Origin of the sequence: Allokutzneria sp. A3M-2-11 16 (assembly GCF_024213555.1) — a bacterium.
GTDB lineage: Bacteria > Actinomycetota > Actinomycetes > Mycobacteriales > Pseudonocardiaceae > Allokutzneria.
Genome location: NZ_JANAVO010000001.1, coordinates 1,770,317 through 1,796,357, shown reverse-complemented (window position 1 = coordinate 1,796,357; position 26,041 = coordinate 1,770,317). Strand labels below are relative to the sequence as shown.

Here is a 26,041-nt window from a genome sequence, read left to right as displayed (position 1 = left end):
GGCGTTCACAGGCTTGGCACGTACCCTGGTGAGGTGCAAACCCAGCGGCAGGTCGTGGACTACGCGTTGCAGCGCCGTGCGCTGCTCGCGGAGGTCTACGCGGGCCGCACGGGGGTCGCGGAGGTGTGCGACGCCAGCCCTTACCTGCTGAGGGCGGCGAAGTTCCACGGGCAGCCGAGCACGACGACCTGTCCGGTCTGCCGCAAGGAACCGCTGACGCACGTCGCCTGGGTCTACGGCGACGAGCTCAAGCACGCCGCCGGTTCCGCCCGCACCGCGGAGGAACTGGCGAAGCTGGCAACCCTGTACGAGGAGTTCACCGTCTACGTGGTTGAGGTCTGCCGCACCTGCAGTTGGAACCACCTGGTGCAGTCATACGTCCTGGGGACGCGTGGTCTGCCCAGTCCGTCGCGTCGGAGGACCGCGGCGGAGTGAGCCGACATTCGCGGTGCTGGAGTCCCACGGGGGAACGGAGAACTATCACCGAGCGGCATCCGCTGTGGATGACGCCGGTTTTCTGGAGGCTAAGTCGTGAACGACGAGCGCAACCGACCTGACGGTGGAGGGCGCGGGTCCGGCCCTGGTCCGGAAAAGCCGAACGAGAGCACCGGCTTCTGGAGCCCCCAGTGGGATGACGACGACGCCCCGCCCCCGCCGCCCCGCCGCTCCGCGGGGCCGCACCCCGCGAGCTCCGGCCCGCCGCCGCAGGGGGGCTTCCCCCCGCCGCCGCCCGGTGCCCGCCCGCCGGGCCCGCCCGGCCCGCCGCGCAACGGCCCCGGCGGCTACCCGCCGCCTCCTCCCGGCCCGCCGCAGCGCCCGCCGGGTGAGCAGCCGACGCAGATGATCCAGCAGCCGACCGAGATGATCGCCCCGGCCGAGCCGGAGTTCCCGCGCGAGCCCACGCTGCTGACCCACCGCGAGCCGATCCCAGCGGGGTACGAGAGCGACGCCGAGGGCTTCGACGACCCCGAGGACGGGCCGACCGAGGAGGAGGAGCGCGCGCTGCGCAAGAAGAAGATCTGGCGCCGCGTCCGCCGCACCGCCTACGTGCTGACCGGTCTGGCCATCCTCGGCCCGATCATCGCGTTCATCATCACCTACTACATGGTGACCATCGAGAAGCCAGAGGACTACCTGGCGAAGCAGAACAAGACCGTCTCGCTGCTGTACGGCAACGGCAACGAGATGAGCAAGATCGTTCCGCCTGCCGGTGCGTCGACCTTCGTCAGGCACGACGACATCCCGGAGATCGTGCGGAAGGCCATCACCTCGACCGAGGACGCGTCGTTCTACGAGAACCCCGGTTTCGACGTGGTCGGCATCCTGCGCGCCGTGTGGAACCAGGCCACCTCCGGTGTCGGTGGTGGTTCGGGCATCACGCAGCAGTACATCAAGCTGTCCACCGGCGAGAAGGACAACACGCTCAAACGCAAGTGGGTCGAGCTGGTCAAGTCCTTCAAGATGAGCGTCCAGCAGGACAAGAAGCAGATCATGGAGGCTTACCTCAACATCGCCCAGTTCCGGGCGGGGACGATCGGCATCGACGCGGGCTCCCAGGCGCTGTTCGGCAAGAGCGTCAAGGACGTCAAGGACCCGGCCGAGGCCGCGCTGCTGGCCGCCGTGCTCCAGGCACCGTCGCGCTGGGACCCCGAGCGCAACAAGGACGGTGTCGAGGAGCGCTGGCGCACCATGGTCCTCGCGCGCATGGCGAAGAACAATGTGATCACCCAGGACCAGGCGAAGAACCTCACGTTCCCCAGGACCGAGCCGCGCAAGAAGCCCGGTAGCGGTGTCAGCGGTCCGATGCTGCACATCCAGGAACAGGTCATGGATGAGCTGGAGGCTCGCGGGATCAAGGAACAGGACATCCTGAACAAGGGCCTCACCATCCAGACCACGATCGACGAAGGTGCCCAGAAGGCCGCGATGGAGGCGGTGAACAAGGTGATGGGCAACAACGTCGAGACGCTGCGCAGCTCGCTCGTGGCCGTTGACCCGAAGAGCGGCGGCATCATCGCCTACTACGGCGGTGAGAACGGCGCCGGAATCGACTACGCGAAGCAGGTTCAGGAGCCCGGCTCCTCGTTCAAGCCGTTCGTCACCCTGGCCGCCCTGGAGAAGGGCAAGGGACTCGGCGAGTTCTACGACGGCACGTCCGGCATCAACATGGCCGGGCGCACCTGGAAGAACTCCGGCGGCGACAGCAGCTGCACCAAGCAGTGCTCGGTGCGTGACGCCACGACGAAGTCCGTCAACACGGTGTTCGTCAGGATGGCCTTGGACGTCGGTACGACCAAGGTCGCCAGTGCCGCTCACCAGGCGGGCGTCGAAGAGACGATCAACAACAAGAAGACGCTGGTGGGCGAGAACGGTGGCGCGCCGGGCGCGGAAATCGCGATCGGTGGTGGCCTGACCGCCGTGCGCACGATCGACATGGCCAACGCCTACGCCACGTTCGCCAACGACGGCACGAAGCACAAGGCGCACTTCGTCAAGGACGTGAAGCAGGGCGACAAGTCCTACGTCACCGACTACGAGAAGACGAACTTCGGCGACCAGGTCGCCTTCGATGCGAACGACGCCGACAACAACCGGAACCTGGCGCGCAACGTGACCGAGTCGATGCTCCAGGTCGCGAGCTACTCCAAGATTCCGCTCAAGGGCAACCGGCCGGTGGCGGCCAAGACGGGTACGAACCAGTACCTCGAAACCGCGCAGAACTCCGACGCGTGGACGGTCGGCTACACCCCCCAGGTCTCGACCGCGGTGTGGGTGGGTTCCGACCAGCCGATGGCGATCAAGGGCAACTACCCGCGCGGCTCGCACGACATCTACGGCAAGGACGAACCCGGTCAGATCTGGAAGGAGTTCATGGACTCCTACCTGACCGGCAAGCCCGTCGCGAAGTTCGAGAAGGCATCCCCGATCGGCGTGTACAACGAGCCGCCGAAGTCCACGACGGCCTCCCCGTCCTCGACCACCCCGGCGACGACGACCACGCCGACGGACCCGAGCAGCTCGCCGTCGAAGCCGTCGAGCAGCCCGTCCAGGCCGTGCCGGCCGTGGGAGATCGGGTGCACCAGGCCCACCACCACGAAGTCGACCCCCAGCAACGGCAACGGCGGGGGCGGCGGTGGTGGTGAGGGCGAAGGCCAAGGCCGCGGGATCGGAGTGCCCGATCCGCGCGGCGGCGGTTGAGTCCCGCCCGTTCCACGCACATGACGGCCACCGCCCCGAATCGGGCGGTGGCCGTTCGCTTTCCCAGTCTCGCTTTCCCAGTCGGCCGATGCCGCATTCCGTGCTCACGTACGATCCGGCCCGTGTCCAGCAGCCGTGAGCCACAGCCGTCGCAGGACCAGACGGAGGAGGCACCGTCCCAGCAGGGCTCGGTCGCCGACTCCGCCTCGCTGAGCCCTGCCGAACGCATCGTGCCGACCTGGAGCGAGCCGTTGGCGTTCCACGCCAGCCGCCCCCTCGGCGGCCCGCTCGGCAGGCACGCGGTCATCGGGCGGCACTGGTTCTGGACGCCGCTGCGGGTGGTGCTGCTGCTCGCGACGGTGACCCTGGTGCTCGGCTGGTTCGCCAAGTCGCCGTGCCTGCAGACCTATGTGGACGAAGGCAGCAACGTCCAGCTGGACTGGCGCGACTCCCGGCAGTACGTGGCGATGTGCTACTCCGACACGATCCCGCTCTACACGGCCGAACGCCTGGACAAGGGCGCTTTCCCTTACGCCACTTCGTGGGTGGAGAACCCGGGGCAGCCCAACGAGCAGGTGCGGTACATGGAGTACCCGGTGCTGACCGGGCTCTTCCAGTGGTTCAACGCCAAGCTCACCGCGGGGTGGACGGCGTTGGCGGGCGACGGCTGGGTGCCGAAGACGATGCCCGTCGTCGTGTACTTCAACTTCACCGCGCTGTGGCTGGCGTTGGCGTGGCTGGTCACCATCTGGGCCACCGTGAAGCTCGCGGGCAGGCGCCCGTGGGACGCCGCGCTCGCCGCGCTGTCGCTGCTCGTGGCGGTGCACGTGTTCACCAACTTCGACGCCATCGCGACCGCGTTCGCCGCGGTCGGCATGCTCGCGTGGGCGCGGAAGAAACCCGTGCTGGCGGGCGTGCTGATCGGGCTCGGTGCCGCGGCGAAGCTCTACCCGCTGTTCCTGCTCGGTCCGCTGCTCGTGCTGTGCCTGCGCGGCGGGAGGATGGGCGCGTGGCTGCGCACCACCGCGGCCACCGTCGTGGCGTGGAGCGCGGTGAACGTGCCGATCATGGTGCTCTACCCCAAGGGCTGGTGGGAGTTCTTCCGGCTCAACTCCGAGCGCGGTGTCGACCCGGACACGATCTACAACGCGTTGCAGTACTTCACCGGTTGGGGCGGCTTCGACGGCCCGCTGCTGCACGGTGAGGCGCCGACCATCCTCAACACGGTGACCGGTGCGCTGTTCGTGTTGTGCTGCCTCGGAGTCGGGTGGATGGCGCTGTCCGCCCCGACCCGGCCCCGCGTCGTGCAGCTGATGTTCCTCGTGGTGGCCGCGTTCCTGCTGACGAACAAGGTGTGGAGCCCGCAGTACTCGCTGTGGCTCGTGCCGCTCGCGGTGCTGGCGCTGCCGAGGTGGCGGCTGCTGCTCGCGTGGATGGCGGTGGACGCGCTGGTCTGGGCGCCGCGGATGTACTTCTACCTCGGCGAGTCGAACAAGGGGTTGCCCGCGGACTGGTTCCTCGGCACGGTCCTGGTGCGCGACGCCTTGGTGGTGCTGCTGTGCGTGCTGGTGGTCCGGGACATCTACCGGCCGGAGCGGGACAAGGTCCGCTACGCGGGGCAGGACGATCCCACCGGCGGCGTCCTCGACCGCGCCGCGGACCGATTCGTGTTGCGCCGCAAGAAGAAAACTCCCACCGACACCCCTCCTGAGGGCCCGCTGGTAGAGGCGTCTTCAAGTACACCGAACCCCCACCCAGAGCGTCTTTAACCGCCACGAACCCCCGTCGCCAACGGAGGTTGGTGGCGGTTGGAGACGGCGGGAGCGGGGGTCCGGGGTACTTGAAGACCGGTGAACCTGGCCAGCGGATTAGAGGAGGGCCAGGTCGATCGCGTCGGCCATGGCCTTGAAGCCCGCGTCGCCGGGGTGCAGGTGGTCACCGGAGTCGTACTCGGGGCGCATCTTCAGCGGGTCCTGCGGATCGCGGATCGCCTTGTCGAAGTCGATCACGTCGTCGAAGACCTTGCCCGAGCGGATGATCTCGTTGACCTTCAGCCGGGTCGCCTCCAGCGTCTCGTTGTAGACGCGCCAGCCCTTGAACGGGGTGATCGTGCCGCCGAGCACCCGCAGCCCCCGCGCGTGCGCCTGCAGCACGACCTGGCGCATCCCGGCGACGAGCTGCTCCGCGTCGGTCTGCTGCGGTAGCTGCTGGATGTCGTTGATCCCCTCCAGCATGATCACCGTCCGGGCCCCGGTGCTGGTCAGCACGTCGCGGTCCAGGCGGGCGACGGCGTTCTGGCCCATCCGCGCCGCGCTGCCGTCCAGCAGGACGCGGTTCGCGCTGATGCCGGAGTTCAGCACGCCCAGCCGCTGCGGCTCCGGCCGGGCGAGCAGCCGGTCCGCCAGGTAGTCCGGCCAGCGCCGGTTCGCGCTCGCCGTCGACCCGGCGCCGTCGGTGATCGAGTCGCCGAGGGCGACCACCGCGCCGCGCACCCTCGGCGCGTGCACGTCCACCCCGGCCACGTAGTGCCAGACGTTGGTCTTCTCGGTGAACGACAGGCCCGACTCCTCCTTCGCGAAGTCGCCGTTGCGGGTGAAGTACGAGGTCTGCATCGCGAGCGGGTGGTAGGTGACCGGGCCGGACGGAGTCGGGGTGAACGTCGTGACCAGCAGGTTGGTGTCGGCGGGCACCGTCAGCCGGACCGGGTCGCTGACCGCCTCGGCGCCCGGCGGGATCGTGATCGTCTTCGCACCGCCGAAGGTCAGCTCGCGCATCGTGCCGGGGACCGCCTTGGGGCCGTTCTCCCCGACCGCGACTGTCGCGCTCACGGGTAACGGCGCGGTGCCGAAGGCGTTGGACAGCCGTACCCGCGCCGCCTCGCCGCCCACGCTGGTGTGCACGACGTTGCGGATCGAGTAGTTCGGATAGCCGTTCGGGGTGTTCTCCACGCCCGCGGCCGGGGCGGTCTGCCAGGTGCCCACCCAGCCCCCGAGCGCGCTCTTCACCGGCACCGCGGTGTCGACGGGCGCCTCCCCGGCGGTCGACGCGGCTCCAGAGGCCACCACCGTGCTCAGCACGAGTGCGGCCACCACCAGCCGATGTCCCTTGCTCACCATGCGGACGTCCCTTCCGGTCAGGGGTATCGGTACTACCCGGCTACTTTCGCCCACGTGGTCGGGAAATCACCAGGAATCTGTCCCGTTTCGTTCAGGACCGACAGCGGTGGCCCGCGACGACGACGGCCGCGAGCTCGGCGACCCGCCGCCCCAGGTGCTCGCCGGTCAGGAGGTCCGAGCGGTGCATGGCGTCCGGCTTCTCGTCCAGGTTGGACTGGGCGGTGGCGCCGCTGTGGAACCCGAGCCGGTTCAGCTCCTCACCCGTGCTGGTGGAGCGGTTCCAGCCCGGCAGCAGACCGAGGTTGACCCAGAGCATGCCGTGCTGTGCCGCCAGGGTGCCGAAGTAGCCGAGCGTCGACGACTTGTCGCCCGCCTTCGAGCCGGAGTTGGTGAACCCGGCGGCGAGCTTGTCCCGCCACTCCTGCAACAGCCACCGGCGGCTCGTCGACTCGGCGAACTGGTGGAAGGCGGCCGACGCGGTCCCCATGTAGGTGGGAGCGCCGAAGATGATGGCGTCCGCGGAGTCGAGCACCGCCCACAGCGCCGGGGTCATGCTCTCGACCGCGACCAGGGTTACCTCGGTCTCGGGCACACCGGCGGCGCCGTCGCGCACGGATTCGGCCAACCGGGCGGTGTGGCCGCGCCCGCCGTGGTGGGCGATGGCGATGCGGACGCCTGGGGCGTCAGGGTTTGTCATGTCGCGGTCCGATCAACAGAGTCAGCGGTCTCTTCTGGCAGGTCCCGATGTCGTTGCAGAGCCCGGTCGACGAGCGGCCCCGCGGCTCCGACGTACCGTGCGGGGTCGACCAGGTCGTGCAGTCCGGCAACGCCACCCAAGTTCGCGGCGTCCAGGTGCTCGGCCAGGACGTCTCCGAGGTTCCTGCCGGTCCGGCCCACCTCTGCCGCCACTCGTCCCAGCAGCTGCTTGCCTGCCGTTTTGCCCAGCGTCGGTGCGAGAGCGACGTTCAGCCGTTCGCTGACGATCGCCCCTCGGGTCAGCTCCAGGTTCGCCGACATCCGCTCGGGGTAGACCTCCAACCCCTCGGCGAGCTCGACCGCGGTGTGCGCCGCGCCCCCGGCCAAGCGCAGCGCCTCGCGCAGCGGCTGCCACTCGGCGTGCCACGCGCCACCCGGTCGTTCGTCCTGCGCGAGCATGCTCTGCGCGAGCACCAGCGCGTGCGCGGGCACCTGGCGGGCCGCCGAGACGATGAGCGTGGCCAGCACCGGGTTGCGCTTCTGCGGCATGGCCGAGGAGGCTCCCCGGCCTTCCGCCGCGGGCTCGGCCAGCTCGGAGATCTCGGTCCGGGAGAGGTTCTGCACGTCGAGGGCGAACTTGCCGAGCGCTCCGGTGACGAACTGGAGGACCGATCCGAGATCGGCGACGGGGGTGCGCAGGACGTGCCACGGCAGCACGGGCTCGGCCAGCCCGAGTTCTTCGGCGAACGGCCCGATCAGCTCGACACCGCCCTGCGCGTTCTTGGCGTGTTCGCCATACGCAGCAAGCGTTCCGGCCGCCCCACCGAGCTCGGCGGGCAGGCCGGAAGACGCGAGGTGGCGCACTCGCATCCGCGCGTCCAGCACCAGGTTCAGCCAGCCAGCCGCCTTGAGGCCGAAGGTGATGGGCACCGCGTGCTGGGTCAGGGTGCGTCCCGGCATCACGGTGTCCCGGTGCCCTTCGGCCAGCGCCGCCAGCGCGTCCGCGACCCGGCCGAGGTCCTCGTCGATGCCCCCGAGCACCCGCTTCGCGATCAGCATCGTGGCGGAGTCCAGGATGTCCTGGCTGGTGGAGCCGTAGTGCACGTACTCGGCGGCGGCGGTGTCCCGCTCCGCGACGGCTGCGGTGAACACCTGGACGAACGCGACGACGGGGTTGGCCGCCTTCCTCGACTGCCTGGCCAGGTCCACGAGGTCGAACTGGTCGGCGTCGGCCGAGGCGGTGATGGTCGCGGCGGCATCCGGCGGGACCAGGCCGAGCCGGGCCTGGGCGCGGGCGAGCGCGCTCTCGACGTCGAGCATGGCCTGGAGCCAGGCCCGGTCCGACACCTCGGCCTCGACCGGGGTGCCCGCCCAGACCGGGGCCAGCAGCCCGGACTCGATGTTCGGCATGGTCACAGCTGCGCTCCTTCGCGCACGGGCTCGGCCGAAGGCCGGGAGGGGTTGACCGAGCCGAGCGCCAGCACGGTCCTGGCGATCGCGTCGGAGTCCTCCAAGGTGACTGAGCCGACGCCGGGACGAATCCCCGCGGCGGTCACCCAGTGCACGTACTCGGTCGGCACACCGAAGGCGAAACGCCGTTCGTGGGGACTGCCGTGCGCGTCGAGCAGTCGGTACGGGCGGGCCGTCACCGCGAGGCCACCGCTGTCGAAGTCACCACCGACCTCGTCGACCATGCGGTACGCCCGGCACTGCCCACCCGCAGTCATGGATCGCAGCAGCGGGTTGGCCGCCCGCCGGAGGTCGACGTCGGGCACTCGCGCTTCGATCAGGGTCGTCACCGCGACCGGGGCCTCCAGGACCGAGGTCGCGTCGACCAGGAAACCCGGAGTGTCGGAGTCGGTGACGACCCGCATGCCGGGACCGAGCACCCGCAGCACACCGGCCTCGACGAGCGCGGCCATCTCCTCGATCCGGCGCAACGGCGGTCCGATGGACAGGAACGCGTTGAACGGCGTGTACCACCGCGCCAGTTCGTCGCGGTAGGAACTGGCGGTGATACCGCCGTGGTCCACGATGAGCCTGATCTCGTTGCGGAGGTCGCGCAGGACGTCCAGCGCCGCTTTGAGCGGGCTTCGCACGTTGCCCAGGCGCGCCTCGGCGACGTCCCGGTCCAGGTAGTCGGACAGCCACCGGCCGAACTCCGCCCGATCGGCGAAGATCCGGTCGCCGTGCGGTCGTTCGAGCCCGGACCAGTCCCAGCGCTGGCCGCGGTCGATCCCGTAGCGCGAGAGCACCGCGTCGTCATCCGTTCCGGCCCGCTGGCACGCGACGTAGTCCCGCAGGAAGGCCCAGGCCGCAGCCATGTCGCCGCGCGTGAACATCAGGGTCTGGTAGTAGACGGTGCGGACTTCCTTGTCGATCAGCGGCCAGAGGTCACCGCGGAAAGTCAGCCGCTGTCCCGACTGCGCCCGATCCCGCAACTGCGCGACCTGGGGGCCGGTCAGGAAGCGGGGACGATGCCTGCCCGCAGGGCCCTTCTGGTTCTCCCCCCTCGCGTGGTGCGGGACGCCGCGCCGGGAACCCGCGTAGAGCACTGGCTCCTGGCCGGAAGGCACGTAGCGCAGCCCGCCGCGAAGCCGTTCGAAGCGACCGCCCCGACCCTCGGTGAGCAACGCGAGGTAGTCGAAGAAGTTGAGCCCGAGGCCGCGCAGAGCGACCTTTTCCCCCGGCATGACCCCGCTGAGGTCGGCATCCGCCGGATTGCTCGGTTCGACGTAGCGCAGCGCGTGATCGACGGCGAACCCGCGCAGTGCGGCCTCGTCCTCGGTGGGCGCCATCTGGCAGTGCCCCAGCGCCAGCACGACCGAGTCCAGGTCTTCCAGCAGGGTTCCGTCCGCCAGCCGCACGGACTGTCGGCCATCGGACTGGTCCTCAAGCGCGACAGCGGTACTGCGGTGCACCTTGATGGCGACCCCATCCGGAGCGGTCGCGACCAGGCGGTGGAAGACCCATTCGAGATAGTGGCCGTAGAGCGACCGCGACGGGTAGGAGTCCGGCCCCAACCGGTCGGCTTCCGCGGCGAGCGCGCCCGGCAGGGCCCGGGAGTCGATCCCCCTTACCCAGTCGTACAAGCTCGGTCCCGACACCACCGGCCCGGCGCAGTCGACGCTCTCATCGGTGAACAGGCTCACCTGTGACGCCACGGTGTTCATCAGCAGGTGGCCGGATTGTTCGGTGCGCCAAACACTTCCAGGCCCCGCCGAGAACGGGTCCACCACGTGGACGACAACCCCGGTGCCGGGAAGGCAGACCTCCGCGTAGTTGGCACAGATCCGCTCCAGCACCGAGGTCCCGCGCGGACCGGCACCGACGATGCACACAGCGAGCCGGCTCATGACAGGAAACCGTTGCGCCAGCTCGGGACCGCGGGACTCCAGCCCAGGCGGTCCTTGGCGCGCTGGTTGCTCGCGCCGCACAGCCCGGTCTGCTGAAAGCTGGGGAACCAGCCGAGCACGCGGGCCGCCAGCTCGCCCGGCATCGCCTTCGGCGGCGGACCTCCGAGGGCGTGCGCGAAGTGGGGAACCCAGTCCCGCGCGGGAGCCGGATCGTCGTCGACGATGTTGAACACGCCGGTCTGCTCGCTGTGCACGGCCACGACGGCGGCCGCGGCCGCGTCATCGACCCGCACGAACGAGGAGACCCCGTTCCCGTCGCCGACCAGCGGCAGGCGACCAGCGCGCGCGGCCTGCCCGAGCATGCCCTCGCTGTCGTACAGCGTGCCCTCGCCGTAGAGGACTCCGTACCGCAGGACGACACCGGCAACGCCGGACTTCCGGAGCACCAGGTGTTCCAGCTGCTCGACGGCCCGCACGGTCTCGGCCCACCCCGTGTCGGGAGCGTCGAGGTACAGCGGCGCGTCCTCGTCGAGCACCCGTGCCTGCTGCGGTGCGGTCGCGAAGGCCACGCTCTGCGCGACGAACCGCTGTGCCCCGGCCGCCTCGGCCGCGGCGACGAGGTTCGCGGTTCCCTCGACCCGCAGCCGAGCGGTTCGTTCGAGCCCCTGCCACCTGACGCCGGGCTCCGCGCGCAGGGCCGACAGCTGGTGGACGACCACCTCCGGCTCGGCGTTGCGGACCGCGGTCTCGACCGCCTCGGCGTCCAACGCGTCGGCGAACTCGACCGCGTCCGCCGACACCCACCCGGACGTGGGGCGGACCAGTGCGGTGACGTGGTGCCCCTCCGCCCGGAGCAGTGGCAGCAAGCTCCGTCCGATCACACCGGTGGCACCGGCGACGAGAACGCGCACAGGTCAGTCCTCTCGTCCGACCGCGACCTGGTTCTCGGCACGGGCCACCAGCTCGCGAGCCCGCTCCCGCATGACCCGCTTGAGCACCTTGCCGGTGACCCCGACCGCCAACTCACCCATGTCCATCCGCAACGCTTTCGCCATCGGCGGAAACCCTTCCGCCACAAGCACTTCGTTCACCCACGCGGTCAGGTCGTCGGGCGTCCGCGCGTCCTCGGCCAGCTGGAGCAGCGCATAGGCCTCCGCTTCGCCGTCACCGTCCCAGTCCGCGCGGACCCCGTCCGGCGCGATCCCCACCACGGTGCAGTCGGCAAGGCCGGGCAGCTCGCGCAGCAGCAGCTCCTCGGAGCGGGTGCTGAACACGATCCCGGCGGCGGTCCGGACCGCGTCCGGCGCCCGGTCGAGGTGGAAGAAGTAGCCCTTCTCGTCCCGGTAGGCCAGGTCACCGGTCAGCCAGTAACCGCCGAGCCGGAGCTTGTGCCAGGTGCCGCTGTCGTTCCAGTACCCGGGGGTCAGCGTCGGCGACCGCACACCGAGCCTGCCCACCTCCCCCGCGGGCAGCGGCCTGCCGTCCTCCGACAGCACCGCGGCGTCGGCGAAGCTCATCGCCTTGCCGATGCAGCGGCCGAAGGACGCGCTGCCCGGGCGGTGCGCGTTGTTGAACATCGAGTAACCCGTCTCGGAGGAGCCGAGCCCGTCGGTGAAGACCGAGCCGGGCACGCGGTGCCGCTGGAAGTCGGGACCGATCTCCTCGTGGCTGCCCTGCGTGATGAGCTTCCTGATGTGCGCCTCGTGCGCGGCGTCACCGGTGTTGAAGTACCGCTCGATGCTGGACATGTTCCGCGCGGACAGGTCCTCGGCGGCCATCTGGGCGTAGGTCCCGGAGAAGGCGAACACCGCGCTGGGCTTGAACTGCTCGATCGCGTCCAGCACGTCGGTGCCGACCTGGCTGGACAGCATCATCACCGGTGCGCGCAGCAGCAGGCCGAGCATCATCGTCGACATCGCGGCGTTGTGGTTGCCCGGGTAGTTGACCAGGAGCCGGGTCATGCCGTCGCCCATGAACACCCGCAGCGCGTGCAGGTGGGCGTAGAGCAGGCTCTGGTGCGTGTGCGGCACGGCCTTGGGCATCCCGGTGGTGCCGGAGGAGTGCGAGATGATGATCGGGTCGGTCGCGTGGTGGCGGTAGGGGTAGCCCGCCGGGAGCAGTTCGCGGTGCTCCGGGCGGACGTCCGCGGCGGTGACGACGAACTCCACTCCCGGATCGGGATCGCCCGCCCCGGACAGCACCGGGAAGCGGTCCTCGTCGGTGATCACGCCCAGCGCTGCCTGCCTGCGCACGTACTCCCGGACGATCTCCGGGCGCAGCTTGGCGTTGGCGAAGGACGGGATCGCCCCCAGCGCGGTGAGCGCGAGGAAGTTGATGGCGAACTCGGGGCTGGACGCCGTGACCACCGCGACGACGTCCCGTGGCCGGACGCCCCTGGAGTGGTAGAACCCGGCGTAGGTCTCCACGGTCGCGCGCAGCCCGCCCAGGGTGAGCACCTCGGGGTGGCTGCCGTCCGGCGCCCGCCAGGTGCCGTCGGTCCACAGCACCTCCTCGTGCTCCGGGCGCCCGTACACCGCGAGCCGGTGCAGTACGTTCCCCGCGCCCAGTTCGTCGTCGGCGACGATCTGGGCGCGCTCTGCCTTAGTGATCATGCTTCTGGTCCTTTGTCGAGTGCCGCGTCGCGATGGGTCAGCTCGACCACCGCCTGCTCAGCGGGCGCGGTCGGGTCGTGGACGAGGGTCGTGGTGCCCGGCGCCCCGGAGCCGGTGCAGCCGAGAGCGAGGTGGACCAGGCCCTGCACGCTTCCGTAGCCACCCGGGGCCGGTGCGCCGCCAAGGTCCTCGGCCGCACCGATGGAGGTGATCTCCACCGGCCCGGCGCCGCGCTCGACCAGCAGCGCGACCGCCACGTCCGCGACCGGCGGGCCGACCTGGCCACCGCTGTCCGCCAGGAGCCGGTAGGCGTGGCCGGTGCGCTCGTTCGCGGCGAGCTCGACGCCGAGCAGCAGGACCCGGTCCACCTCGGCCGTGTCGAGCACGAGGTCGGCGGCCAGGAGCAGTTCGCCCGCCAACCCGCCGGACACGGAGAGGCAGCTCATCGGTCCGGTGATGCCGAACTCCCGGCTGAGGTAGCCGAGTACCGAGTTGGAGGTCGCCTGCATGAACAGCAGCGGGTTGTGTACCTGACCGGCCACCATCCGCTGGCTGGTCAGGTCGAACGTGGTGGAGTCGCCCATCAGGCCGCCCAGCACGACGGCGGTGCGCGAGGGATCGCCCGGTGCCGCGGTCAGGCACCGCTGCGCCACGTCGAACAGCAGCGGGTTGAACGTGGACTCCACGAAACCCGGCAACCGGGGAATGTCGGGGTGGCCGTCCGGCTCGGTGCGCGTGGCGACGGCCACGACCGTCAGGGACAGGGACTGTCGGGTGGTCATCACGGTGACTCCAACAGGATCGCGGTGTTCATCCCGCCGAACGCGGCGTTCAGCGTCAGCACCCGGCGCAGGTCGGCCGCCCTGGGACCCTCGGTGACGTAGTCCAGGTCGCAGGCCGGGTCCGGGGTGGTGTACCCGGCGGTCGGCGGCAGGACGTTGTCCATGAGCGCCAGCAACGAGATGACGAACTCGACCGCGCCGGAGGCCGCCATGAGGTGCCCGGTCGTGCTCTTGGTCGAACTGACCGGAATAGCGTCCGCCGAGGCGCCGAACACCGCGCGCAGCCCGTTGGTCTCCGCACTGTCGTTGAGGCGGGTTCCCGTGCCGTGCGCGTTCACATAACCGATGCCTTCAGGCCCGGTCCCGCTCATCCGCAGCGCCTGCTCCACCGCGAGCGCGAGCCCTTTGCCGTCGGGGTGGGGCTTGGCGATGTGGTAGGCGTCCGATGCCAGTCCCCAGCCGGTGATCCTGGCGAGCGGGGTGCTCCCGCGTCGCCGGGCGACGTCAGCGGACTCGATCACGACGACCGCGGCCCCGTCCCCGAGCAGCATCCCGCGCCGATCCGCCGAGAACGGCCGGAGCGTGCTGTCCAGGGAGATCGCCAGCCCGGAGTCGAACTGCCCGAAAGTCGCTTCCTCCAACAGGTAGACCCCGGCGCACACCACGGTGTCGGCCCGTCCCGACGACACCAGCTGCCAGCCGTGGATGATCGCCGCCGCCGACGCCACACAGGCGTTGGTGTAGGTCAATCGCTTGCCACGCAAGCTGAATCGGTCGGCGATCGTGTCCGCGACCACGGCGGGAGTTCCGTTCACCGTGTCGGCCGAAGGACCGTCGCGCCAGAAGCGGGTGATCGCGCCGAAGTCCCCGAGGCAGCCCAGCAGGAACGGCATGTCCCCGCCATCGGCGCGCCCGGCCATGGTCAGCGCGTCCTCGACGCATCCGGCCAACACCTCCAGCAGCTCCGGGTCACCGGGCACGGTGGCGGCAACCGACCCCCGGTACGGGCTGGTGTCAAACCGCGTGACCGGCGCGAAGGCGGCCTTGCCCGCGAAAACTCCGTCCCGCACGGCGGGTGCTCCCCGGCCGTGCGCGGTGTGCACACCGAATCCGGTGACAACGACCTCACGTCCCATCGGGCACCTTCCGGGCCAGGTAGGCGACGATCGCGCCCACCGAGGTGAACTCCTCGAACTCGGCCTCCGTGGGCTCGATCCGCACGCCGTGCTGCTCGGTGAGCTGGTGCAGGAACCAGATGAGTCCCATCGAGTCCAGGGTCACCGGGGTGTCGTCGGCCAGCCGCTCGGGGAGCTCGGGGAAGATCTTCCGCTCGGACAGCAGGCGCCGGACGTCGTCGGCCGTGATCGGGGTGCCCGAGGTCATGCGGCGGCCCTGCGCTGGAGGACGTAGTCGACCAGCTCGCTGAAGGTCATCGGGATGAGCAGCTCGATGTCGGCGTCCGGGATCTCGATCTCGTACTCGCGCTGGAGGCGGGCGATGAGCTCGATGAGCCTGATCGACTCGAGATCGAGCCCGCCGACGCCGATCGGGCTCTCGTCGGTGATGTTCGCGCCGTCGACCGGGATGTTCATCTCGTCGTTGATCGTGGTCAACAGGAACTGGCGGACGTCGCTTGCCAGCAGAGCGGACATGTCTGACCTCGTGTTTCGTCGTCGGGTTGAGCTAGGAGGCGCCGGCGAGCGTCGCCGTGCGCAGCGCGGAGGGGTCGCGGACGAGCTTTCCGTTGGGGGTTCGGGGAAGCGCCGCCACGATCCGGAAGAGCTTGGGGAGCTTGTAGTCGGCGAGCCGGTCCTGGCACCACGCGGTCAGGTCCGCGACGGTCAGGTCCTCGGCGTCGGCGGACACGTACGCCTTGATCACCTCGTCGTGGACCAGTGCGGCCTCCCGCACCAGGGGATGAGCGGCCAGCACCGCCTCCACCTCGGTCAGGTCGACCTTCAGCCCACCGACCACCACGAGCGAGTCGCTGCGGCCGAGCAGCCGGATCGAGCCCGTCCCGTCCACGGTCGTCCGGTCACGGGTGCGGAACCAGCCGTCCCGGTAGCCGTCCTGACCGTTCGCGGTCAGGTAGGGCGTCCGCTCCAGCCGGACCTCCAGTTCCCCGTCCCGCACCCGCACGTCCACTCCGGGTGCCGCCCTGCCGACCGCCGGTCGCAGGGCGCCGCTGACGTCCATCGCGATCACGCCGGTCTCGGTGGTCCCGTAGGACTCGCCGACCCTGAAGCCGTACCGTTCGGCGAACCGGTCAGCCGCCTCCGGCGGCATCAGCTCGCCGCCCGAGACGGCTCGGTCTCCCGGCAACCGGGGCGGCCGCGTGATCGAGCCCAGCAGCTCGTAGTGGAACGGCACACCGAAGATCGCGTCGACGCGGTGGTTCACCGCGGCCTCCACGATGCCGCTCGCGGTCATCATCGGCGCGAACACCACTTCGGCGCCGACCGCGAGCGAGTGCAGCAGTCCGGCGATCAACCCGAAGCTGTGCGCGGTCGAGCTGAGCAGCAGCACCCGTTCCCCGGCACCGGGCATCCCGTCCACCTTGGTGAACCGGGTGATCTCCTCGGCGAGCGACCGCGCGGTCCGGCCGATGACCTTCGGCACGCCGGTGGACCCCGAGCTGAACTGCACCAGACGGTGCTCAGTCGACGCGGGCAGCCCACCGGCCAGCCGCTGGGTCACCAGCTCGTACCGCGACCGGAAGGCCAGCAGTGACTTCGCTGCGGTGCCGGTGTGCACCGCGTGCTGCGGCCTGCACAGCTGGTGCAGCACCTTGACCTCGGCGGACTTGAACCGGTAGTCGATCAGCATCACCTGGGCGCCCAGCGTCCACAGCGCCAGCAGGACCTCGATCTGGGTGTAGCTGGGCGGCACCTGGAGGGCCACCGTGCTGCCCGGACCGATCCCGGCCCCGGCGAACAGCGAGACCTCGGCGCCGACCGCTTCCCTGAGGTCGCCGTGGGTCAGGTTCTGGTTCCGCTCCCCGAGGAGGTACGGCCTGGTGTCGGGCTGACCGCCGAGGAGGTCGTCGACGAAGTCGTCGACACCCTCGGTCAGCGGGTTCGTCGCCATCAGTTCTCCTCGCAGAACTCACCGATCGGGAAACCCACGTGCCGCTGGTCGGTCGCGATGTAGCCCAGCAGCTCGTCGCCGCGCTGGAGTTCGGTGACGTTGCGGACCTTGCCGCCGGGGCCGAGCACCCGGACGTGCCAGTCGTCCTGCACGGTGAGGCTGACCTCGACCCCGTCGACCGAGTGCGCGGTGATCGTGAGCAGCGGCCGGGACTCCAGCTTCGCCCGGCCGACCACGATCCGGCGGGTGCTGCCGTCGGCCCGCACGCCCAGCGTGACGCTGCCCGACCTCAGCTCGCTGAGGTAGTTGGTGCGGTTGTCCGGCCCCATCACGTAGGAGTGCAGCGCGCCCGCGTTGACCCGGAACGGCCGCGTCGGCATGTAGGGCAGCGGATGCGTCTCGCTGCAGCACAGGATGAAGCCCGAGGAGTACGAACCGACGAGGATTCCCTCGTCCTTCTGGAAGTGCGAGCAGGTGTCCACGCAGACCCGGTCACCGAGACCGTCGTGCCGGATCGAGTCCACGATCAGTGTGGACAGCTCAAGCGCGGGTGTCCCGCCGTCGAGCAGCCGGGCCAGCTCGAAGACCTCTCCCGGTTCGCGCGGGGCGAGCATCACCCCGTCCGGCCCGTGCTCCAGCACGTCCAGCACGATCGCGGCCTCTTCGAGGTCGGCCACCTCGGTCACCAGGCTGCCCGGGGACTGGTGGGCCGCCGCGATCACGATCTCCAGCGGGATCTTGGTCGGATCGGCGAAGCGGACCGCGGTGTAGGGCAGGCTCTTCGCGGCGGCACAGGCCAGCCGGAGGGTCGCGTCGTCGGTGACCTCGACGAAACCGTTGCCGCTCCGCCCGCTGACCGCGCTGAGCTGGTCGGAGTCCCCGATGGCCTCGACGACGAGCAGCGCGGAGTCCTCCGACGCTCCCGGGTCGGCGCCCAACAGCACCTTGGTGACCGTGGGGGGCAGCGGCGCCAGCGTCTCGGGGTCGTCCGCGACGACGCCGTGCACGCGGCTGTGAATGGCGGCGTCCAGCACCGCCTCCAGCTGGGCGGGGGGAACGGAGCGAACGTCGATCCAAGCGAATTTCATGCGGCACCTGTGGTCTGCGCGGAGAGAGGGGGGACAAGATCGGTATCCACGGCGGAGAAGTCGGCGTGCACTACCGCGGCGAGCTGCCGCACCACCGTCAGCGGACTGCCCGCGGAGAAGACACGCCGCCCGACGGCGAGGCCGCCGCACCCGGCGGCCATCGCGGCCCGCCCGTACGCGACCAGATCGCCCCCGTCCGCGGGGCCGCCCGCGGCGAGAACGGGGATCGGGCAGCTCGCGGTGACCTCGGCCATCCGCTCGACGGGCAGGGTCGCCGAGGTTTTCACCAGGTCAGCACCCAGATCGGCGGCGATGTTGACCACGTGGGACAGCAGGGTGGGATCGCGGGAGTCGGCCACGTGCGGTCCACGCGCGTAGGCCATCACGATCAGCGGAACGTTCCACGCGTTGCACGCGCCGGAGACCGTGCCGAGATCGGCCAGCTGCCGGTGCTCGGTCTCGGAGCCGATGTTCACGTGCACGCTGACCGCGTCCGCGCCGAACCGCAGTGCCTCGTCGACCTGTCCGACGAGGACCTTCGCGTTGGCGTCGGCCGCGTGGGCGGTGCCCGCGCTCAGGTGCATCACGAGCGCGCAGTCGCCGAGCGAGTCCGGGTCGATCGCCTTCAGTCGTCCTTTGTGGACGATGATCCCGTCCGCGCCGCCGAGGACGAGCGACCGCACCAGGCCGTCCCAGTCCGCGTTGGACGCGATCGGTCCGTCGGAAACGCTGTGGTCCAGTGGGACGAACAAATGCTTCCGGTCGCCGTGTCGGGAAAGGCGTCGCAATCGCAGTGCCTTGCCGGTCTCTGTCACGCAGCCTCCTCTCGGTCAGATTTCAGGCAGAAGGTGTTACCGCGGACGGGCCCGAGATGCGGCCGAAAAGCCTAACGGCTTGATCGGTGTGCACTACCGCAGCTCGGATGCGGACTCCCAAAGTAGTTGAAGTTTCATTCATAGGTCGGCTCGGACGTAACGTCAAGCACTCCGGTCAACGGCGCAGTTGACTGATTCAATTTTTCTTCTGATCTACGGCAGGCATCCTGAGCTGCGAAGACGTTCACCGCTGGGCGAGGGATCGGCCGCCGTCGAGGCGAGGCAGTTGCCTTCGAGCACTGCCGAGAACTCGGCTTACGGGACCTGTAACCTGCCTTCTGGATAGAAGAAACAATGATGAAAAACTAACGAGAAAATCACATGGGTAAAGGTTCTGTTTGCTCGCCGGAGTCGACTGCTTCTATATCTCCACCCCGTGGTGTTCGACTCCGCGGCGCTTGCGTTCATTGACCTTGAAATCCTGATGTTGCGGAATAGTCTTCGGTTGGACGGAGCGCCCCGACGACGTGTCCGGATTTCGAGGTGTCCCGGTCGGGTTCGCCGCGGATGACCTCACCGGGGTAACCCCGTCGGGTACCAGGGGGCTCCTCCGCAGGTGGACCGGTCGGCTCCGGGTTAGTTTCCGCAGGTCCCAGTCGACTTCCCCTGGACGTTGGAATGCGTATACGCCACCTGTCGCTGGTCGTGCTCGTCACCGTGCTGTCCCTGCCGCCGGCCGCGCTCGCCGCGCCCGTGCCGAGCTACAACGGCACGCACTCAGGTCCGGCGACGCTGTTCGACCAGCGGACGCAGCCCCCGCACTTCGGCTACGACCCGGCGCTGGTGGTGAGCCCGGCGGAGCTGGCGCAGAGCGCGCCGGACGCGGCGGCCACGTTCACCACGACGGTCACCGCGGACCGGGGCGCCACCTTCTACGACGGGGTCCCCGAGTCCACGGCGGTGGGATTCCTGCGGGTCCTCGAAGGCGAAGCGGTCGATCACCGAGCCCCGCTGGCGACGCCGGACCACGACGGGGACCCGGTGCTGTTCACCCGCTACGTCAACGGCGCGAGCAGCACGTTCTGCGCGAACAACCAGTTCAACCACAACGGCAGGTTCGTCTTCGAGGAGGGCGCGCACTGCGCGGACCCGATGGACGGCCCCGGGCAGGAAGGACCCGCGGAGGACATCGCGGTGCTGCGCTACACGGTGCAGATCCGGCAGGACAACACGTACTCCGCGCGGGTGGACGCGGTGGACGGGGCGGGACAGGTGGTCGAGGACTACGAGCCGCAAGGTCAACTGCCGTACACGTTCACCGGTGTGCTGCCCGGCGAGCCCACCGCGAAGTACGTGCCGTTCGTGCGGCTGCGGCCGGGCGCGCTCACCGGCGGACCGTGGAAGTACCAGGTCACGGGCTCGGACCTGACCACGACCCGGCCTACGCCCACCGCGCGGATCGGCCAGGTCGACTGCGCGGATGGACCGACGACCAATGTCGAGATCGGCAACGCCACGGGCACCGCGACCGCCCGCTACCGGGTGCTGGTCGACGGCCAGGTGGTGCGCGCGGGGTTGCTCGGGCCAGGCGGGGCGGAGCGGGTGCCGGTGCCGTTGACGGACGGCACGTTCGGCCTCGTGCAGATCAAGCACGGCAACGACCGCACGGTGGCCGAGGCGCGGCTACGCGTGCACTGCGAGGTCGAGTTCGCGCCGACGACAGCTCCGACGACGACCACCACGCCGCCGGTGCACGCGGTCGCCAAACCGCCGGACGCGCGGGCGGAGCTTCCGGGCCACGGGTTGGGGCCGTGGATGTCCGTGGCGATGCTGGCGGTCCTGGCCGCGATCGCGCTCGTGGTGTTGCACCTGTGGCACCGGACCAGGCGGTCGGTCAGCTCGGCAGCGGAGCGGACTCACCGATGTTGAGCAGCGTCTTCGTCAGCGGCTTCGCCGACTCCAGGTAGCAGACGGCGGTGGTGTAGCCGAGCGGCCAGTCCTTGGCCTCGGGCAGCCGCCAGGTCAGCGTCAGGTCCTTCCGCCCGTTCGGCGCGGCCAGGTACTGGTTGGCCATCGCCTTGCAGTGCGGTTCGGCCGCCGCGTTCATCTGCTCCGGGCTGAGCACGGGGTCGGTCGGTTTGCCGAGGGAGAGCACCCACGGCACGGCCTCGCCGAGGTGGGCCTGGTCGCAGGGCGCGAGCTTGAGCTGGTTGTCCCGTGACGGCGAGCCCGCGGTGCACACCTGGAACCGGTAGTAGTTGGCGCCCGCCATGGCCGCGCGCACCGAGCCGGTGCGGCTGACCGGCTTGTCGTCCGGGCCCAGCTCCACCGCGGCGCAGGTCAGCCAGCGCTCGCCCTTGGCCCAGCCCTCCCTGGTCGGCCATACCGGCCACGCCTGGAGGCGGCTGGCGTCGAGCTGGTCACCGACGTAGGCCAGCGCGTGCGCCCGGCACTTCGGCAGCGCGGCGGCCAGCAGCGCGGCCTCGTCCGGGTAGTCCTTGGGCATGCTCGCCGGGAACCGCTCCGGCTGGGTGACTTCGAGGTCGTGCGGCTGCGCGCAGTCGACCACCGCGAACCGCTTGCCGTCGATGCACTGCGAGGCCAGCGCGGTCCCGGACGGGCTCGTCGCGGCCTGCGGGCGCGCCTGGCTGGGCTGCTGCGTCACCGGCAGCGGTTCCGGGCTCACCGGCACCGTGCAGCCGGTGAGCAGGGCGAACGCGGAGAACGCGAGAACCGCCGTCCCACTCCGCAGATGCCTGCGCATGTCCCTCCCCCTAGAGGTGTCCCGGCCGAACGGTACCGGGGTTGGCGCTACGGTGTCCCACCCAGCGAGCAGAGGTCACGCTTGGGTCCAGACGAGTGACGTGACGAACGGTCGCGTCTTAACATCCGCCGATATCGCCGCACCGCCGTGACCTGTAGGAGACCCGATGGCGTCAGGACGACCGTCCGGCGCGGACAGGACGAAGTCGATGGGGCTGCGCTGGAACGCGTGGAACCTGTTGCTGCTCGTCCCGCTCGCCATGCTGTTCACCCCCATGCTCAACATGGACGCGCCCCGCGTGTTCGGGTTGCCGTTCTTCTACTGGTCGCAGTTCGCGTTCGTGCCGCTCGGCGTGATCTGCGTCGGCCTGGTCTACATCAAGACCAAGGACGAGCCGGTCGTCACTGACAAGCCCGACCACCTCTCGGTCGACGACCTCGACGAGGGGGGCAAGGCATGAGCCTGGACAACGTGCAGTGGACCGAGCTGATCGTCTTCACCGCGCTGTTCCTGGTGGTCAGCGTGATGGGTTTCGTGGCGTCCAGGTGGAAGGCCGGCGACACCCTGGAGCACCTGGACGAGTGGGGCCTCGGCGGCCGCAAGTTCGGCTCGTGGATCACCTGGTTCCTGGTCGGCGGTGACCTCTACACGGCGTACACCTTCGTCGCCGTGCCCGCGCTGATCTTCGGAGCGGGCGCGATGGGCTTCTTCGCGCTGCCCTACACGGTGATCCTCTACCCGATCGTCTTCCTGCCGCTGCTGCGCATGTGGTCGGTCTCGCGGGTGCACGGCTACGTCACGCCCGCCGACTTCGTGAAGGGCCGCTACGGTTCGCGGCCGCTCGCGCTGATCATCGCGATCACCGGCATCGTCGCGACCATGCCCTACATCGCGTTGCAGCTGGTCGGCCTCGAAGCCGTGCTGCGGACGATGGGCCTCAACGGCAGCGGCTTCCTCGGCCACCTGCCGCTGTTCGTCGGCTTCCTGATCCTGGCGGTCTACACCTACCAGGCGGGCCTGCGCGCGCCCGCGCTGATCGCCTTCGTCAAGGACACGCTGATCTACATCGTCATCCTGGTCGCGGTGATCTACCTGCCCGCCAAGCTCGGCGGTTGGTCCACGATCTTCGACAAGTCCGCGGAGCTGCTGTCCGCGCCCGGGGCCAACGGGGCGCCGAAGGGCTCGACGCTGCTCACGCCGAACAACCAGCTCCAGTACGCGACGCTGGCACTCGGCTCGGCGCTGGCGCTGTTCCTCTACCCGCACTCGCTGACCGGCATCCTGGCCTCCAAGGGCCGCAACGTGATCAAGCGCAACATGGTCGCGCTGCCCGCGTACTCGCTGCTGCTCGGTCTGCTCGCGCTGCTCGGCTACGTGGCGCTGGTGTCGGGGGCCAAGCCGATCACCAACGCGGCCACCGGGCGCCCGGACACCAACACGATCGTCCCGGTGCTCTTCGACCAGCAGTTCTCCGGCTGGTTCGCCGGGATCGCCTTCGCCGCCATCGGCATCGGCGCGCTGGTGCCCGCGGCGATCATGTCCATCGCCGCGGCGAACCTGTGGACCCGCAACATCTACAAGGAGTACATGCGCAAGGACGCCACCCCGAAGCAGGAGGCGAAGCAGGCCAAGCTCGCCTCGCTGGTGGTGAAGTTCGGCGCGGTGCTGTTCATCGTCTTCGTCGACCCGCAGTTCTCCATCGACCTGCAGCTGATCGGCGGCGTGATCATCCTGCAGACGCTGCCGACCGTGGCGATCGCGCTCTACACCCGCTGGTTCCACATCTGGGGCCTGGTCTCCGGCTGGATCGCCGGTATGGCCTACGGGTTCTGGCTGCTCTACCAGATCCCGAACCCGGCGGCGGGCAAGGCGCACTTCGGCGGGTCCGCGCTGACGCTGGACAAGCTCACGTTCTTCGGCTGGGAGCCGTTCGCGGGCTCCAAGGTGCAGATCTACGTCGGGTTCGTCGCTTTGCTGGTGAACGTCGTGGTCGCCGTGCTGGTCACGTTCCTGGCCAGGAAGCTGCGCAAGCCCAACGGCGTCGACGAGACCTCACCGGCGGACTACCACGCCGACGAGGGCGACCCGCGGCTCAAGGCGGTCGCCGCGCACTGAGCACCGACAAGGGGCGCCCTCATCGAGGGCGCCCCTTTCCCATGCCCGCAAGTAGCCATCGGTCAGTGATCCCTCGACCTTCGACAGGCGCGGCCGAACACCCGCTCTCCATAGAACTGACCAGGTCAGATCCCTTGGAGCGCGGGAGGAAGTACAAGTGCGAGGAATGGCCACCCTGCTCGGCGCGGTGATCGTCATGGGCGGGGCGTTACCCGCGCAGGCGGCAGAGCCGTTGCGGGAGTTCCACCAGCAGCAACCGGACTGGAAGCCGTGCGCGTTCGACGCCGCGGCGGAGTGCGCGAGCATCGCCGTGCCGATGGACTACGGCAGGCCCGGCGCGGAGCGGATCTCGATCGCGCTGAGCCGGATCAGGGCCACCGATCCGGCTCGGCGCCGCGGCGTCCTGCTCAGCAACCCGGGCGGACCGGGTGGGGACGGTTTGGAGCTGCCGAAGGCGTTCGCGAGCACTCCGCTCGCCGCGGCCTACGACCTGATCGGCTTCGATCCGCGCGGTGTCGGCAAGTCCACGGAACTGTCCTGTGAGGACACCGTGGCGCCGCCGAAGGTCGGTTCGCGGCCCGGCGACGCCGAGCTGCCGCGGCTCGTCGAGTTCGCCAGGGCCGTGGAAGCCGCCTGTGCCAAGGCAGGTGGCGAACTGCGCAGGCACGTCAACACCGCGAACACCGCGCGGGACATGGACGTCATCCGCGCGGCGCTGGGCGAGAAGAAGATCAACTACCTCGGTTTCTCCTACGGCACCTACCTCGGCGCGGTCTACGGCTCGCTGTTCCCCGCGGCGCTGGACCGCAGCGTGCTGGACTCGGCAGTGCACCCGGACTGGATCTGGCGCGAGCAGTTCAAGCACCAGGCGATCGCCGTGCGGACCAGCGTCGACGCGTGGGCGGAGTGGGTGGGCAAGCGGCACGACTCCTTCGGGCTCGGCCGTTCCCAGGCCGAGGTGGTCGCGAGCCTGGAGCGCGTCTCGGCGAGGCTCGCGGTGAAGCCGGTCGACGGGCTCACCCAGACCATTTTCGACCGGGTGATGGGCACGCTCAGGTTCCGTGCGTCCTGGAAGGAGTTCGCGGAGATCATCAAGGCCGTCGATGAGGCACTGGCCCGGCCGGAGCGGGCCGTTGACGCCTCCCGTGCGCTGAACCTGTTCCTCCAGGCCGGGATAACGCCGACGTACCAAGGGGTTTTCGAGGCCGTGACCTGTGAGGCCGACTGGCCCACCGACACCGCTCGCTACCTCGGCGAGATGCGCGAGTTCCGCGAGAAGTACCCGTACGGCAACGGGATCTCGTCAGCGGCGCCGTTCCCGTGCACGTTCCGGTCCTTCACGCCGAAAGAACAGCCAGTGCGCTTGCAGCGCAAGGGCTACCAGGCGGGGCTCGTCGTCCAGGCCGAGGCCGACGCGCAGACGCACTACGACGGCGGCCCGGCGCTGGCCGAGCGGCTCTCGCACCACCTGGTCTCCGTCGCCGACGACGGGATGCACGGGCTCTACCTCTCGAACCCCTGCGTCGACCAGCACATCAACCGCTACCTGCTCGACGGGGTCCTGCCGCCGTCGCGGTCGGTCTGCGCCGGGGAACCGCGGCCGGAGGTGTCAGAGGACGGCACCGACGTCCGGTATGCGCCGACGAAGTCCCTGGAAGCCGCGGCGCGCGAGCTGATCGCCGAGGGCAAGGTCGCCAGCAGGCCCTTCTAGCGGTCCGCGACGGCGGTGTGGAGGTGGACCACACCGCCGTCCAGGCCGTGGAAGGCCACCTCGCTCCACCCGCAGGTGCCGATCTGCCCGGCAAGGGCGGACGGCGTCGGCCACGCCCGGATCGACTCGGCGAGGTAGACGTAGGCCTCCGGGTTGGAGCTGATCCGCCTGCCGATCGCCGGCACGATCCGGCGCAGGTAGGTCCGCCACAGCGCTCGGGGCAGCGCGGCGGGCGGCATGCTGAACTCGCACACCACGAGCCGCCCGCCCGGCCTGGTCACCCGGCGCATCTCGCGCAGCGCGACGCGCGGGTCCGCGACGTTGCGCAGGCCGAAGGAGATCGTCACCGCGTCGAAGGAGCCGTCCGCGAAGGGCAGCGCCATCGCGTCGGCGGCGACCCGGCTCAGGCCCGGGTGCCTGCGGCCGGCGACGTCGAGCATGCCGAGGGAGAAGTCGGAGGCGATCACGGTGCCGCCGCCGCGGGCGATGATCGCGCTGGAGGTCCCGGTGCCCGCGGCGACGTCGAGGATCGTGGTGCCGGGCCCGGCGTGCGCGGCGGCGGCCATCCGCTGCCCCCACGCGTCCATCCGCCCCCACCACAGCCGGGTCCGGGTGCGGTCGTAGCCCGCGGCGACCTCGTCGAACATCGCCGAGACCTGAGCCGTCTCCTTGTTCAGGTCCGCTCTCACCATGCTCGGATC

At 69.9% G+C, this 26,041-nt stretch carries 22 protein-coding genes; 7 read left to right on the top strand and 15 right to left on the bottom strand.

All coding sequences use genetic code 11. The features are described 5' to 3' along the window. The first annotated feature begins 33 nt into the window (after positions 1-33). The 3 genes from NLX83_RS09040 (at position 34) to NLX83_RS09030 (ending at position 4,967) form a co-directional block, all read left to right on the top strand. Positions 34-435 carry a DUF5318 domain-containing protein gene (locus NLX83_RS09040; RefSeq protein ID WP_030429860.1) on the top strand — a complete coding sequence of 134 codons (402 nt, stop codon included), beginning with the start codon at positions 34-36 and terminating at the stop codon, positions 433-435. Between the two features lie 96 nt (positions 436-531). Then, complete coding sequence (locus NLX83_RS09035; protein WP_254234377.1) at positions 532-3,198, top strand: transglycosylase domain-containing protein; 2,667 nt, start codon at positions 532-534, stop codon at positions 3,196-3,198. Positions 3,199-3,320: 122 nt separating this feature from the next. Then, entirely contained in the window at positions 3,321-4,967 is a 1,647-nt protein-coding gene (locus NLX83_RS09030; protein ID WP_374118702.1) for a glycosyltransferase family 87 protein, read from the top strand. A 99-nt stretch (positions 4,968-5,066) separates the two neighbouring features. On the opposite strand, the gene NLX83_RS09025 is transcribed toward NLX83_RS09030, so the two are convergent. From NLX83_RS09025 to NLX83_RS08965, 13 genes are all read right to left on the bottom strand, one after another. Continuing rightward, a complete protein-coding gene (locus NLX83_RS09025) occupies positions 5,067-6,314 on the bottom strand; it encodes an SGNH/GDSL hydrolase family protein (RefSeq protein ID WP_254234376.1) in 1,248 nt (415 codons plus the stop codon). A 91-nt stretch (positions 6,315-6,405) separates the two neighbouring features. Continuing rightward, entirely contained in the window at positions 6,406-7,011 is a 606-nt protein-coding gene (locus tag NLX83_RS09020; RefSeq protein WP_254234375.1) for a flavodoxin family protein, read from the bottom strand. Further along, the gene (gene pcaB, locus NLX83_RS09015; protein WP_254236146.1) at positions 7,008-8,420 is read right to left on the bottom strand and encodes a 3-carboxy-cis,cis-muconate cycloisomerase; all 1,413 of its coding nucleotides are present in this window, start codon (positions 8,418-8,420) and stop codon (positions 7,008-7,010) included. The genes NLX83_RS09020 and pcaB overlap by 4 nt, the downstream gene beginning before the upstream one ends. 2 nt (positions 8,421-8,422) lie before the next feature. Next, positions 8,423-10,366, bottom strand: coding sequence for an FAD/NAD(P)-binding protein (locus NLX83_RS09010; protein ID WP_254234374.1), 1,944 nt, complete (start codon positions 10,364-10,366; stop codon positions 8,423-8,425). Then, entirely contained in the window at positions 10,363-11,277 is a 915-nt protein-coding gene (locus tag NLX83_RS09005; RefSeq protein WP_254234373.1) for an NAD-dependent epimerase/dehydratase family protein, read from the bottom strand. Before NLX83_RS09005 ends, NLX83_RS09010 begins: the two co-directional genes overlap by 4 nt. A gap of 3 nt (positions 11,278-11,280) precedes the next feature. Next, entirely contained in the window at positions 11,281-12,978 is a 1,698-nt protein-coding gene (locus NLX83_RS09000; protein ID WP_254234372.1) for a class I adenylate-forming enzyme family protein, read from the bottom strand. Next, positions 12,975-13,760 carry a ketosynthase gene (locus NLX83_RS08995; protein WP_254234371.1) on the bottom strand — a complete coding sequence of 262 codons (786 nt, stop codon included), beginning with the start codon at positions 13,758-13,760 and terminating at the stop codon, positions 12,975-12,977. Before NLX83_RS08995 ends, NLX83_RS09000 begins: the two co-directional genes overlap by 4 nt. Beyond that, positions 13,760-14,896, bottom strand: coding sequence for a beta-ketoacyl-[acyl-carrier-protein] synthase family protein (locus tag NLX83_RS08990; RefSeq protein WP_254234370.1), 1,137 nt, complete (start codon positions 14,894-14,896; stop codon positions 13,760-13,762). Before NLX83_RS08990 ends, NLX83_RS08995 begins: the two co-directional genes overlap by 1 nt. Continuing rightward, positions 14,886-15,143, bottom strand: coding sequence for a phosphopantetheine-binding protein (locus NLX83_RS08985; RefSeq protein ID WP_254234369.1), 258 nt, complete (start codon positions 15,141-15,143; stop codon positions 14,886-14,888). Before NLX83_RS08985 ends, NLX83_RS08990 begins: the two co-directional genes overlap by 11 nt. Continuing rightward, the gene (locus NLX83_RS08980) at positions 15,140-15,412 is read right to left on the bottom strand and encodes an acyl carrier protein (protein ID WP_254234368.1); all 273 of its coding nucleotides are present in this window, start codon (positions 15,410-15,412) and stop codon (positions 15,140-15,142) included. Before NLX83_RS08980 ends, NLX83_RS08985 begins: the two co-directional genes overlap by 4 nt. 31 nt (positions 15,413-15,443) lie before the next feature. After that, the gene (locus NLX83_RS08975; RefSeq protein ID WP_254234367.1) at positions 15,444-16,847 is read right to left on the bottom strand and encodes a class I adenylate-forming enzyme family protein; all 1,404 of its coding nucleotides are present in this window, start codon (positions 16,845-16,847) and stop codon (positions 15,444-15,446) included. After that, entirely contained in the window at positions 16,847-17,935 is a 1,089-nt protein-coding gene (locus tag NLX83_RS08970) for a 3-dehydroquinate synthase II family protein (protein WP_254234366.1), read from the bottom strand. Before NLX83_RS08970 ends, NLX83_RS08975 begins: the two co-directional genes overlap by 1 nt. Beyond that, the gene (locus tag NLX83_RS08965; protein ID WP_254234365.1) at positions 17,932-18,750 is read right to left on the bottom strand and encodes a 2-amino-3,7-dideoxy-D-threo-hept-6-ulosonate synthase; all 819 of its coding nucleotides are present in this window, start codon (positions 18,748-18,750) and stop codon (positions 17,932-17,934) included. Before NLX83_RS08965 ends, NLX83_RS08970 begins: the two co-directional genes overlap by 4 nt. Positions 18,751-19,428: 678 nt before the next feature. Here NLX83_RS08965 and NLX83_RS08960 point away from each other — a divergent pair. Next, positions 19,429-20,679: a hypothetical protein gene (locus NLX83_RS08960; protein ID WP_254234364.1), complete on the top strand. Its 1,251-nt coding sequence runs from the start codon at positions 19,429-19,431 to the stop codon at positions 20,677-20,679. Here NLX83_RS08960 and NLX83_RS08955 read toward each other — a convergent pair. Beyond that, the gene (locus NLX83_RS08955) at positions 20,645-21,514 is read right to left on the bottom strand and encodes a septum formation family protein (RefSeq protein ID WP_254234363.1); all 870 of its coding nucleotides are present in this window, start codon (positions 21,512-21,514) and stop codon (positions 20,645-20,647) included. The two genes, NLX83_RS08960 and NLX83_RS08955, sit on opposite strands and share 35 nt — an antisense overlap. Positions 21,515-21,680: 166 nt before the next feature. On the opposite strand from NLX83_RS08955, the gene NLX83_RS08950 reads away from it, so the two are divergent. The 3 genes from NLX83_RS08950 (at position 21,681) to NLX83_RS08940 (ending at position 25,340) form a co-directional block, all read left to right on the top strand. Then, a complete protein-coding gene (locus tag NLX83_RS08950; RefSeq protein WP_254234362.1) occupies positions 21,681-21,974 on the top strand; it encodes a DUF3311 domain-containing protein in 294 nt (97 codons plus the stop codon). Further along, the gene (gene mctP, locus NLX83_RS08945; protein WP_254234361.1) at positions 21,971-23,629 is read left to right on the top strand and encodes a monocarboxylate uptake permease MctP; all 1,659 of its coding nucleotides are present in this window, start codon (positions 21,971-21,973) and stop codon (positions 23,627-23,629) included. Before NLX83_RS08950 ends, mctP begins: the two co-directional genes overlap by 4 nt. 166 nt (positions 23,630-23,795) lie before the next feature. Then, positions 23,796-25,340, top strand: a complete 1,545-nt coding sequence (locus tag NLX83_RS08940; protein ID WP_254236145.1) for an alpha/beta fold hydrolase — start codon at positions 23,796-23,798, stop codon at positions 25,338-25,340. On the opposite strand, the gene NLX83_RS08935 is transcribed toward NLX83_RS08940, so the two are convergent. Then, positions 25,337-26,032 carry a class I SAM-dependent methyltransferase gene (locus tag NLX83_RS08935; protein ID WP_254234360.1) on the bottom strand — a complete coding sequence of 232 codons (696 nt, stop codon included), beginning with the start codon at positions 26,030-26,032 and terminating at the stop codon, positions 25,337-25,339. The two genes, NLX83_RS08940 and NLX83_RS08935, sit on opposite strands and share 4 nt — an antisense overlap. Between the last annotated feature and the right edge of the window lie 9 nt (positions 26,033-26,041).